Source organism: Thermovibrio sp. (assembly GCA_015488335.1).
Lineage (GTDB): Bacteria > Aquificota > Aquificia > Desulfurobacteriales > Desulfurobacteriaceae > Balnearium.
Map to the genome: position 1 here is coordinate 1 of WFNZ01000055.1, position 10,291 is coordinate 10,291.

The 10,291-nt window shown below is 44.8% G+C and carries 13 protein-coding genes; 9 read left to right on the forward strand and 4 right to left on the reverse strand.

Features of this window, described 5'->3' with window-relative positions:
* On the reverse strand, positions 1 to 506 hold a 506-nt coding region (locus F8H35_RS07080; protein ID WP_472572847.1), incomplete at its 3' end, for an ABC transporter substrate-binding protein.
* 108 nt (positions 507 to 614) lie between these two features.
* Between F8H35_RS07080 and F8H35_RS07085 the strand changes: the two genes are divergently transcribed.
* The 3 genes from F8H35_RS07085 (at position 615) to F8H35_RS07095 (ending at position 4,116) form a co-directional block, all read left to right on the forward strand.
* A complete protein-coding gene (locus F8H35_RS07085) occupies positions 615 to 1,217 on the forward strand; it encodes a Rad52/Rad22 family DNA repair protein (protein ID WP_472572848.1) in 603 nt (200 codons plus the stop codon).
* Between the two features lie 61 nt (positions 1,218 to 1,278).
* A complete protein-coding gene (gene gyrB / locus F8H35_RS07090; RefSeq protein WP_472572849.1) occupies positions 1,279 to 3,693 on the forward strand; it encodes a DNA topoisomerase (ATP-hydrolyzing) subunit B in 2,415 nt (804 codons plus the stop codon).
* A 9-nt stretch (positions 3,694 to 3,702) separates the two neighbouring features.
* The gene (locus F8H35_RS07095; protein ID WP_472572850.1) at positions 3,703 to 4,116 is read left to right on the forward strand and encodes a gamma-glutamylcyclotransferase family protein; all 414 of its coding nucleotides are present in this window, start codon (positions 3,703 to 3,705) and stop codon (positions 4,114 to 4,116) included.
* A gap of 12 nt (positions 4,117 to 4,128) precedes the next feature.
* Here the strand turns inward: F8H35_RS07095 and F8H35_RS07100 are convergent, their stop codons facing one another.
* Positions 4,129 to 4,713, reverse strand: coding sequence for an FAD-dependent oxidoreductase (locus tag F8H35_RS07100; protein WP_472572851.1), 585 nt, complete (start codon positions 4,711 to 4,713; stop codon positions 4,129 to 4,131).
* Positions 4,714 to 4,781: 68 nt separating this feature from the next.
* Here F8H35_RS07100 and F8H35_RS07105 point away from each other — a divergent pair, with 68 nt between their 5' ends.
* Genes F8H35_RS07105 through purB form a run of 6 tightly spaced genes read left to right on the forward strand, consistent with a single transcriptional unit; the run spans position 4,782 to position 9,604 of the window.
* Positions 4,782 to 5,195: a secondary thiamine-phosphate synthase enzyme YjbQ gene (locus F8H35_RS07105; protein ID WP_472572852.1), complete on the forward strand. Its 414-nt coding sequence runs from the start codon at positions 4,782 to 4,784 to the stop codon at positions 5,193 to 5,195.
* Positions 5,196 to 6,134 (forward strand): ferrochelatase, encoded by a 939-nt coding sequence (gene hemH / locus F8H35_RS07110; RefSeq protein WP_472572853.1) that lies wholly within the window; start codon positions 5,196 to 5,198, stop codon positions 6,132 to 6,134. It abuts the gene before it with no gap.
* 20 nt (positions 6,135 to 6,154) lie between these two features.
* Complete coding sequence (hemG, locus tag F8H35_RS07115; protein WP_472572854.1) at positions 6,155 to 7,528, forward strand: protoporphyrinogen oxidase; 1,374 nt, start codon at positions 6,155 to 6,157, stop codon at positions 7,526 to 7,528.
* Positions 7,525 to 7,824, forward strand: a complete 300-nt coding sequence (locus F8H35_RS07120; RefSeq protein ID WP_472572855.1) for a nucleotidyltransferase domain-containing protein — start codon at positions 7,525 to 7,527, stop codon at positions 7,822 to 7,824. Before hemG ends, F8H35_RS07120 begins: the two co-directional genes overlap by 4 nt.
* On the forward strand, positions 7,821 to 8,282 hold the full coding sequence (locus F8H35_RS07125; RefSeq protein WP_472572856.1) for a hypothetical protein: 462 nt from the start codon (positions 7,821 to 7,823) through the stop codon (positions 8,280 to 8,282). The genes F8H35_RS07120 and F8H35_RS07125 overlap by 4 nt, the downstream gene beginning before the upstream one ends.
* The gene (purB, locus tag F8H35_RS07130; protein ID WP_472572857.1) at positions 8,279 to 9,604 is read left to right on the forward strand and encodes an adenylosuccinate lyase; all 1,326 of its coding nucleotides are present in this window, start codon (positions 8,279 to 8,281) and stop codon (positions 9,602 to 9,604) included. Before F8H35_RS07125 ends, purB begins: the two co-directional genes overlap by 4 nt.
* A gap of 11 nt (positions 9,605 to 9,615) precedes the next feature.
* Here the strand turns inward: purB and F8H35_RS07135 are convergent, their stop codons facing one another.
* Together F8H35_RS07135 and F8H35_RS07140 are read right to left on the reverse strand one after the other, a co-directional pair.
* A complete protein-coding gene (locus F8H35_RS07135; protein WP_472572858.1) occupies positions 9,616 to 10,107 on the reverse strand; it encodes a hypothetical protein in 492 nt (163 codons plus the stop codon).
* Positions 10,088 to 10,291: hypothetical protein (locus F8H35_RS07140; protein ID WP_472572859.1), on the reverse strand; the 204-nt coding region annotated here is incomplete at its 5' end. The genes F8H35_RS07135 and F8H35_RS07140, both read right to left, overlap by 20 nt.

Below are 10,291 nucleotides of genomic sequence, written 5' to 3' on the forward strand. Positions count from 1 at the left end.
ACCATAAAGGAGTCCTTTGTTGAGTTGGGAATTTTCGGGTTGAAGTAGATTCTGTTGAAGGTGAAAACGACGTCGTCTGCGGTAAAGGGCTTTCCGTCAAACCAGAAGACCTTTTCCCTCAGGTGGAAAATCCACCTTAAACCGCCCTCTCTGAACTCCCACGATTTTGACAGAGCTCCCCTGGGCTTTAAGGTTTTCAGGTCAACGTCTGTTAACCCCTCAAAGAGCTCTCCAACCGCCTCGGTTGATGAGGTTTCGTTTGCAAGAACCAAGTTAAAAGTTTTCGGGTCTGAAGATGTTGCCGTGTATAGAGTTCCCCCGTAAACTCCCGGAAGGAACTCAGCCTTTTCAAGGTCAACTCTCTTCCCAATCTCAAAGTGTTTCTTTTTAGCTCTTGGCTCCGGGTAGAGAATTGGAACGGCAAAGGGAGTCAGGGAGAGAGCTCCCCCGAATATCAGTAACTTTAAAAGAGTTCTCCTATCGGCTGTAAAACCATTGTTATTCAAGGCTTTTCTCCTATTGAAAACCTATAGGAAATTCCTAAATTTAGGATAGTCAAATATTGGCTGGTGCCCCGCCAATCGTTCCTCTCCTAACCAAATTCGGAGGTTTCAATGGCAAAGCAGAATACCAATTACTGGGAGACTATTGTAGAAAAAATTGACTCCCTTTTGGAAAAAGAGGGAGCTCTCGCCGTTCAGGAAGTCCCCGGAAGGGGAAGAACGCTGTTCGGCTATAAGCCCCAGTTTGTTATAGACGCCCTCAACCAAGTTGTTGGAGCAAACAGCTGGGGATACGAAGTTCTTGACCACTCTGTAGAAAAAGTTGAGAACAAAAAAGGAGAGACTCGCTTCCTCGCCTACGTTAAGCTGAAACTCTGGGTGGTAGAGAGAGAATCTGCGAAGGAGGTTTTTGGAGGAAGTGAGAACTACACACCTGGAGACGCCCTTAAAGGGGCTGTAACGGACGCAATCCAGAAAGGTCTCTCACTCTTCTCAATTGGAAGGAAGGCTTACAGGGGAGAGTTAAAGGAGCTCCTGCCCGCAAAAGAGCAGGAGAAAAAAGAGGTAAAGGCAACTACAAAGCAGGTAGAGTTCATCAAAAAGCTTGCTCAGGAGACGGGAACAGACATCTCCAAGCTCAACTTCAACCGCCTCACCTCTGAAAGGGCATCAAAAATTATAGAGGAACTGATGGCTAAGAGGAAAGTTAGTTAACCATCGGCGGGGCACCAGCCTGTATAATTGAACCGGGAAAAACAGAGAAAAGAGGGGATAAATGGCAAATAGTGAGAGATATGATGCTTCTGCGATAAAGGTTCTTGAAGGCCTTGAGGCCGTTAGAAAAAGACCGGGAATGTACATCGGAGATACAGGTTCTTACGGCCTTCACCACCTTGTATTTGAAGTTGTTGACAACAGCGTTGATGAAGCCCTTGCCGGCTACTGTACAGAGATAGAGGTGATAATCCACCCCGATAATTCAATAACAGTTGCAGACAACGGAAGGGGAATTCCCGTTGACATCCACCCGGAATACGGAAAACCAGCAGCAGAGATAGTTCTTACAGTTCTCCACGCAGGCGGAAAGTTTGAGAAGAAGGCCTACAAGTACTCCGGTGGTCTCCACGGCGTTGGAGTTTCCGTTGTTAACGCCCTCTCTGAGTGGCTGAAGCTTGAGATTCATAGAGACGGAAAGGTTTATAAGCAGGTTTACGAGAGGGGAAATCCCGTTACACAGTTTGCCTGCGTTGGAGAGACGATAAAGAGGGGAACAATAGTAACCTTTAAGCCAGACCCTGAGATATTTGAAGTTACAGAGTTCAGCTGGGACATCCTTGCAAATAGACTGAGGGAGCTGGCCTTCCTCAATAAAGGTCTCAAAATTACTCTGATAGACGAGAGAACAGAACCGCCGAGGAAGGAGGTCTTCTACTACGAAGGTGGAATTGTTGAGTTCGTTAAGAAGATAAACGAGAAGAAAGACCCACTCTTTCCTGAACCCATCTACATAACCGGTGAGAAGGACGATGTTCTTGTTGAGGTTGCCCTCCAGTATAACTCAACCTACACAGAGCAGATATTCAGCTTTGTGAACAACATAAATACCCGTGAAGGCGGAACCCACGTTGCAGGCTTCAGGATGGCTCTAACGAGGGCCATTACAAAGTTCATTGAAGAGAACAACCTTCTACCTAAGAATGCGAAAATTTCGGTAACCGGAGACGACGTTAGAGAAGGGCTTGTTGCGGTTATCTCCGTAAAAGTTCCGAACCCCCAGTTTGAGGGGCAGACGAAAGCAAAGCTTGGAAACTCTGAAGTCAGGCCGATTGTTGCCTCTGTTGTTTACGATAAACTCTGGAATTTCTTAACTGAAAGGCCGGATATCGGAAGGAAGATTGCCGAAAAAGTGATAACTGCTGCAAGGGCAAGGGAGGCTGCAAAGAGGGCGAGAGAGCTCACAAGGAGAAAGAGCGCCTTAGAGGAGTTTTCCCTCCCCGGAAAACTTGCAGACTGTTCAGAGAGAGACCCAGAGAGAACGGAGCTCTTCTTAGTTGAGGGAGACTCTGCCGGCGGAAGTGCAAAGCAGGGAAGGGACAGGCGTTTCCAGGCTATCCTTCCACTTAAGGGAAAGATAATAAACGTTGAGAAGGCACGTATTGAGAAGGTTCTCTCAAACGACGAAATTAAGACAATAATTACAGCCCTTGGAACAGGAGTTGGTAAGAACTTTGACATCAGTAAACTCCGCTACAACAAGATAATCATCATGACGGACGCCGACGTTGACGGAGCCCACATCAGGACACTTCTTTTAACTTTCTTCTTCCGCCAGTTTCCCGAAATTGTTGAGAGGGGGCACCTCTACATTGCTCAGCCGCCACTCTACAGGCTCAAAAAGGGTAAGAAAGAGATTTACATAAAGAGCGACGAGGAGCTTGAGAGGGTAGTTCTAGACTTTGCGTTAGATTCTGTGGAGCTCCTCTCACCAGACAGTAAACCTTTAAGTAGAGAAGAGGCTGAAGAGGTTGTTGGTAAACTTCTCAAGCTCCAGAACGTTATATCAGTTCTTGCAAGAAAGAGGGACAGGGAGCTCATAAACCTCCTCTTAAGGGTCGGTGCCGACTACAAGGAGCTCTACGAAAAAGAAAAGGCCGAGAAGTTAATTGAGAGGCTGAAAGAGAATCTTCCTGAAGAGCTTAAAGGGACTGAGTTTGAGCTTGTTGAGGATAAGGAGCACTGCTCCTTCAAAATTGTTGCCAGGATTCCTTTTGACAAATACCTGAAAAAGGAAGAGGTTATAGAGGAAGATCTCCTCATTTCAGACCTTTTCAAGCAGGGAAGGGGTCTTAAGAAGAGATTGAGGGAGCTCCTTGGTCAGCCACCCTACAGGGTTAAGACTAAGAAAGGAGAAATCCTGGAGTTTAAAACAGCCGACCAGCTCTTTAACTACCTGATAGACACAGGAAAGGAAGGGATATACATTCAGAGATACAAAGGCCTTGGGGAGATGAATCCGGAGCAGCTCTGGGAAACAACCATGAACCCTGAAAACAGAACGCTCCTCAAGGTTACCGTTGAAGACGCAGTAAGGGCCGATGAGGTCTTTACAGTCCTGATGGGAGACAAAGTTGAGCCGAGGCGTGAGTTTATTCAGAAGTTTGCAAAAGAGGTCAGGAACCTTGACGTTTAAGGAGGGGCTGTGAGCTACCAGCTCCTCTTTGTCTACGGAACTTTAATGAACGGCCTTTCTGCCCACACATTTCTAATTGATTCTCCCTTTGTTTCCCACGGAGTGCTGTACGGTGCAAAGCTTGTTCACCTGAGAGATGGCTTCCCCGGAGTTATTGAGGGAGAGGGAACCGTATTTGGGGAAGTCTACAGGGTAGATGAACTTACCCTTAAAGCCATTGACCTCTTTGAGGAGTTCAACGAGCTTTTTCCGGAAGAGAGTTTCTACATAAGGAAATTAAAACCTGTAAGGCTTATACCTATGAACGAGTTTGTAGAAGCGTGGGTTTACGTTCTAAACCCGATGCTGGTTGAAGATTTGGACTTCACAGAGGTTCCATTCGGGAACTGGAGAGAATTTCTCAAGAAGTTCCTGAAGATGTAAGGGGCAGCAGGACTACCCCTGTATTCTGTCGTGGCCTACAACAACCTTTCCGGCCCATCCAGAGAGAATTTCGCAGGCAACGTCAACTCCGCTTCCTGCTGCAGTTGCAACCATCGTTATCTCTCCGGCTGCAAGGCCTGCAACGTAAACACCTTCTGCCTTTGGTTTTAGCGCAATTTTCCCGGGCCTTGGAGAGCGGGGGTGAAGGACAACTTCAACAAGGTCTGTTTTGATGTCAAATGAGTGGAAACCAGTTGCGAAAACGATTACGTCTGCCTCAAACTCCCTTCCATCAGAGAGAACGATTTTAAAGTTTCCCTTACTCCCTGTTACCTCTGCTACCTCACCCTCAACTAAGTTAACGTCTTCAAACTCCTCAACCTGGGCTCTCAGGAAGTCCAAGTACTCCTCTCCGGTTGTTCCCTTCTTTACTCCGGGAACGTTGTTGAGAACTGCCTTTAAAACGTCGGAGCTCCCGCTGTCAACAACTAAAAATTTTTTCCCTTTGGCAAAGTCAAACCTTTTTGCCCCGTCTGCCAGAGTAAGAGCACACGAAAGACCTGAAACTCCTCCGCCTATAACTGCAACACTGTACATCCTCACCTCCGTTTTTTTCTTAAAACTATTTCAGTGTAGTATTATTTTCAAACTTTGCAGGAGGAGAGATGAAGTCTTATACAGAGTACCTAACGTTTAACACTAAAAAGAGGAGAGACCTCATAAGAATAACGGATACCGTTAAGGAAGCGGTAAGAAAATCCGGTGTTAAAGAGGGGCTCTGCCTCGTTTCTGCGATGCACCTCACGGCTGCCGTTATCATTCAGGATGACGAGGAAGGCTTACACGAGGATATATGGGAATGGTTGGAAAGATTGGCTCCCTTTAAGCCCGACTACAAACACCACAGGACTGGAGAGGACAACGGAGATGCCCACCTGAAAAACCTGTTAGTTCACCTTCAGGTTGTTCTTCCCATTACGAACGGAGAGCTTGACCTGGGGCCGTGGCAGGAGATCTTCTATGCTGAGTTTGACGGCCAGAGGCCAAAGAGGGTGATAATCAAAATCATTGGAGAGTAGATGAAAGAAGCAGTTTTGATAACGTACATGGGAGCTCCCTCAACAACAAAAGAGATAAAACCCTTCCTCTACAGACTTTTTTCAGACAGAGACCTTATAAACTTCGGTGTTCCTTCCTTTCTCCAGAAATCCCTTGCCTACCTGATAGCGACTTTTAGAACTCCAAAAGTTAAACCTCAGTACGAAGCGATAGGTGGAGGAAGCCCTCTTGTTGCGAATACCTTTGAGCAGATAAGGTTGGTAGAGGAGAGATTGGGTTTGAAAACTTACGTTGGAATGCTCTATTCTGAACCGCTAATTGAACGGGTTTCAAGAGAAATAGGGCTTGATGAAGTAGATAAGCTTTACCATATGACCTTCTATCCTCAGTTTTCCTATGGAACTGTTGGGGCGTGCATAAGGGATGTTGAAAAACTTTTAAATGGTAGAGTAGCAACGATAAAGCATGTTAAATCCTGGACACTCAATCCTCTTTATATTCAATGGATAAGAGAGCAGATAAGTAAAAAGTTAAAAAAACTTGACTCGGAAAAAACAGCTGTTCTTTTTTCAGCTCATAGTATTCCGGTTTATTTTGTGAAAGAGAAAAATGACCCTTATCCTCATGAAATTCTTGCTACTGTCCGGGAAGTTATGAAATCTTTTCCGGGTTTTGTTTACAGAATTTCTTACCAGAGTAAAGTTGGCCCTATTGAGTGGTTAAAGCCTACAACTGAAGAGGTACTCTATGAGTTGAAAAAAGAAGGATTTGAGAATGTTGTTGTTTTCCCTATCAGTTTTATATCGGAGCACATAGAAACCCTTTACGAACTTGATATAGAGTATGGAAATCTTGCCAAAACTTTGGGAATCAGGTATTACCGGGTTCGGTTAAACCATAAACATCCTCTCCTGATAGGTGCAATTGTTGATGAAATTGATAAATTAAGAAAAGAATAAAGTAGTTAAAAGGAGAGAGAATGAGAGTTTGTGTTTTGGGAGCCGGCGTTTCCGGTCTTTCTATTGCTTTTTATTTAAAGGAGAAAGGGGTTAATGTGACCCTTCTGGAGAAGGATGCTGAACCCGGTGGGAAAATGAGAACTGTCTATGAAAAAGGTTATATAGTGGAAGCGGGACCCAACGGCTTTTTAGATGGAAAGCCCTACACTCTTAATCTTGTAAGAGCCCTTGGAATTGAGGATAGGCTCTACAGGAGCTCCGACAAAGCCAGAAAGCGCTTTATATACACAAATGGAAGACTTGTAAGGCTTCCAGAGAATCCTATAGCGTTCCTGTCAAGTTATCTCCTTTCATGGAAAGGAAAATTAAGGCTTCTTGGTGAGTTTTTCGTTCCACCTAAAAAAGACAGTTCCGACGAAACCCTTGGAGATTTTGCGAGGAGGAGGCTTGGCGAGGAAGCTTTAGAAAAACTCTTAGATCCCATGATTGCCGGCATATTTGCCGGAGACCCAGACAGAATGAGCTTAAAGGCTGCCTTTCCTGCCATCTACAATTTGGAAAAACAGTACGGCGGCCTCATAAAGGGCTTAATAGCAAAGATGAAAGAAGCAAAAAAGAGCGGGAAGAGTTCGTCTGGCCCTGCAGGTCCTGGAGGAATTCTTACCTCTTTTGTTGGCGGAACGAAAGACCTGATAGATGCACTATCTAAAAAACTAAAAGAGGAGCTCCACACGGGGGTTTCCGTTGAAAAGGTTGAAAAGTCTGGAAAAGGCTGGCTGGTTAAGTGGAAAAAAGGGAACAAGGAATTTGAGGAAGAGTTTGACCATTTAGTTGTCTCAACACCGGCCTACGCAGCAGCCGAAATTCTAAAAGAGGTTGATGAGGAGCTCTCCAAACTCCTCTCAGAGATTGAGTACTCTCCCATCTCCGTTGTTGCTTTAGGATTTCAGAAGAAAGGCTTAGGCCACGACCTTGACGGCTTTGGATTTTTAGTTCCACGGAGCGAGGGAAGGAAGATTTTGGGAGCTCTCTGGGACAGCTCGGTCTTTCCAAACAGAGCTCCAAAGGGAAAAGCCCTTATCAGAGTAATGATTGGAGGAGCCCGCCAGCCTGAGCTTGCACTTCTTCCTGAAGAGGAGCTTGTAGAAATTGCCCTTAAGGAGCTCCGCCGGATAATGAAGATCCGCCACTACCCCGAGATGGTTAAGGTCTTTAAACACGAGAAGGGAATTCCCCACTACACCTTAGGCCACTGTGAGAGAGTTGACAGGATATTTGAGATAGGAGAAAAGCTCGGGAACCTGCACTTTTGCTCAAACGCCTACAGGGGAGTTGGAGTTAACGACTGCACAAAACTTGCCGAAGAAACTGCAGAGAGAATTGCCGGGAAATGAGAAAAGTCAGGCTCTCAGAGTGGCAGATAGATGCGATAAAGAGGAGCGCAGAAGAAGCCTTTGGAGAGGGAACTAAAGTAATTCTCTTTGGAAGTAGAGTTTACCCTGAAAAGAGAGGAGGGGACATAGACCTCTATATAATTCCGGCACAGAAAGATGGGCTTTTCCAAAGGGAGCTCCGGTTCAGAGCTCTCCTTATGAGAAGTTTAGGAGAGAGAAAGATAGACGTTGTAATCCAGAAAGACACTGAAAGGCCAATAGAGAGAGTTGCCCTGAAAGATGGAGTTGAGCTTTGAGGGAGCGATTCCAGAAACTCCTGAGTGAGGAAGAGAAGCATATTAAAAGATTGAAAGAGGCTTACGAAACTCTCAGTAGTTCGGGTTATTCCGTTCCTCTCTCTGGGGAGGATGTAAGGGAGCTCCTTAACTCCCGTGAGGGAACTATGGCCTTAGACCAGATAGCCTACAGGTTCTCAAAACTTCAAGACTCCCTTGGAAAACTCCTTAGAGTTACCCTTTTCCTTTTGGGGGAAAACGTTGAGCACCTCCCGATGGTTGACGTTATTAACACCGCCGAAAAGTTTAGCTTTCCCGTAAGTGAGGAGAGGTGGTTTGAGCTGCGAAGCTTGAGGAACCTTATAGCCCACGAGTACGAAGAGGAAACCGATAAAATAGCTGAGCTGATAAACGGCATTTACAGAGAACTCAACTACCTTGAAAACCTAATTCAGTATATAGCAGGGAGGACTAAATGATTCCACGCTACACGCTGCCTGAAATGGGAAAGATTTGGGATGAGCAGAACAAACTGAGGAACTGGCTGAAAGTTGAGGTAGCAGCGGCAGAGAGCTGGGCAGAGATAGGGAAAATCCCAAAAGAGGCGGTTGAGAAGATAAAGGAGAAGGTAAAGCCCTACTTGGAAGGAGAGAAAGAATTTGACACAAAGAGGATTGCCGAGATTGAGGAGGTTACAAACCACGACGTTATAGCCTTCCTCACATACATAAAGGAGATTGTTGGAGACGAGGCCAAATATCTTCACTTTGGAATGACCTCTTCAGACATGCTTGATACGGCCTTTGCCCTCCAGATAAAGCAGGCCGGGGAGCTCCTCTTAAAAGATATAGAGAAAGTAATGGAAGCTATAAAGAAGAGGGCCTTTGAACACAAGATGACCGTTATGGTTGGTAGAACCCACGGAATCCACGCTGAACCCATAACGTTCGGCCTGAAACTGGCCATCTGGTACGACGAAATGAGGAGGAACTACGAAAGGGTTAAAGCTGCAACAGAAAGAGCTGCAGTAGGAAAGCTCTCTGGAGCCGTTGGAACATTTGCAAACATAGACCCAAGGGTTGAGGAGCTCACCTGTAAGAAACTTGGAATCGGCCACGCAAAGGCTTCAAACCAGGTGGTTCAGAGGGACAGACACGCAGAGTTCTTAAACGCCCTTGCCCTAACAGCTTCATCAATAGAAAAGTTCGCAACAGAGATAAGACACCTCCAGAGAACTGAAGTCAGAGAAGTTGAGGAACCGTTTAGGAAAGGTCAGAAAGGCTCCTCTGCAATGCCCCACAAGAGGAACCCGATACTCTCAGAGAGACTCTGCGGACTTGCAAGGGTCGTAAGGAGCGCCTCTATCGTTGGAATGGAGAACGTTCCACTGTGGCATGAAAGAGACATTTCCCACTCCTCTACTGAGAGAACGGTCTTCCCCGATGCTTGCATAGCCTTAGACTACATGCTCCAGAAGTTTGCAGGTCTTATGGAGAACTTAGTTGTTTATCCTGAAAATATGATGAAGAACCTTAATCTTTTAAGGGGTCTCATCTTCAGCCAGAGAGTTCTCTTAACACTCATTGAAAAAGGAGGCCTTTCAAGGGAAGAGGCCTACGCAATCGTCCAGGAAAACGCAATGAAAGTCTGGAACGAGGGAGCAGATTTTAAGGAGCTCCTCAAGAAAGACGAGAGAGTGAGGAAAGTCCTTACAGAGGAGGAGATAGACGAGATATTTGACCTCTCATACCACACAAAGCATGTTGACTACATCTTCAAGAGAGTCTTCGGGGAGCCGTAGAGCTCCCTGACCTATATTAAAAAAACTATTACTTTATCATTAGGGTCAGAAAGCAAGTTCTGAAGTTTATATGATAGTTCTTTTTCAATAATTCGCTTCAGAGTATCGTAAAACCGAATGTCTTCTTTTCTTTCAATACATATACCTATTTTAAATCTTATGAATTTCCCATTAAGATCCCTTCCTATTAGGGAGAGAAGAAGCAAGCTTTCAAACAATTTTTCTCTATATTCTGGAAATAGGTTTTCCCTTATGTTTTGCTCTATTAACTGCAAATTCAAGGTACCAGTACTTTTGAGTATTTCTATTAGATCATCAAACGTGCTTAATTCATAAAGTTCTATTTTTCGTTCTTCTATACGTAAAGCATCTACTGAGCGAAGTTGGCTCCATATAGTTTTCCGAACGTTATCAAAATCTATTAATGGGTCTTTCGGGTGAAAGCTTGGGCAATCAAACTTAGAAGTTAAAAACTTTGTTAAATCAATTCTTTCCACTTTCATATTCTTCTAACTGTTCCTTCATTACAAGATTAAAATAATTTTCAGTTAAGGAGATCATTACTTCATTTAGCACATCAAAAACAGGCTCTCTTTTTCCTATAGAACCTTCAGCATTTTCCTTTAAATAAAGAATTTCAAAATCAGTTTCAGATAGTTTTTTGGATTTTAAAAGATACTCTATGTA

Excerpts from the sequence above, each read along its gene's own strand:
- F8H35_RS07085 (WP_472572848.1), top strand. The coding sequence starts at position 615 with ATGGCAAAGCAGAATACCAATTACTGGGAGACTATTGTAGAAAAAATT.
- gyrB (WP_472572849.1), top strand. The coding sequence starts at position 1,279 with ATGGCAAATAGTGAGAGATATGATGCTTCTGCGATAAAGGTTCTTGAA.
- F8H35_RS07100 (WP_472572851.1), bottom strand. The coding sequence starts at position 4,713 with ATGTACAGTGTTGCAGTTATAGGCGGAGGAGTTTCAGGTCTTTCGTGT.
- F8H35_RS07105 (WP_472572852.1), top strand. The coding sequence starts at position 4,782 with ATGAAGTCTTATACAGAGTACCTAACGTTTAACACTAAAAAGAGGAGA.
- hemH (WP_472572853.1), top strand. The coding sequence starts at position 5,196 with ATGAAAGAAGCAGTTTTGATAACGTACATGGGAGCTCCCTCAACAACA.
- hemG (WP_472572854.1), top strand. The coding sequence starts at position 6,155 with ATGAGAGTTTGTGTTTTGGGAGCCGGCGTTTCCGGTCTTTCTATTGCT.
- F8H35_RS07120 (WP_472572855.1), top strand. The coding sequence starts at position 7,525 with ATGAGAAAAGTCAGGCTCTCAGAGTGGCAGATAGATGCGATAAAGAGG.
- purB (WP_472572857.1), top strand. The coding sequence starts at position 8,279 with ATGATTCCACGCTACACGCTGCCTGAAATGGGAAAGATTTGGGATGAG.
- F8H35_RS07135 (WP_472572858.1), bottom strand. The coding sequence starts at position 10,107 with ATGAAAGTGGAAAGAATTGATTTAACAAAGTTTTTAACTTCTAAGTTT.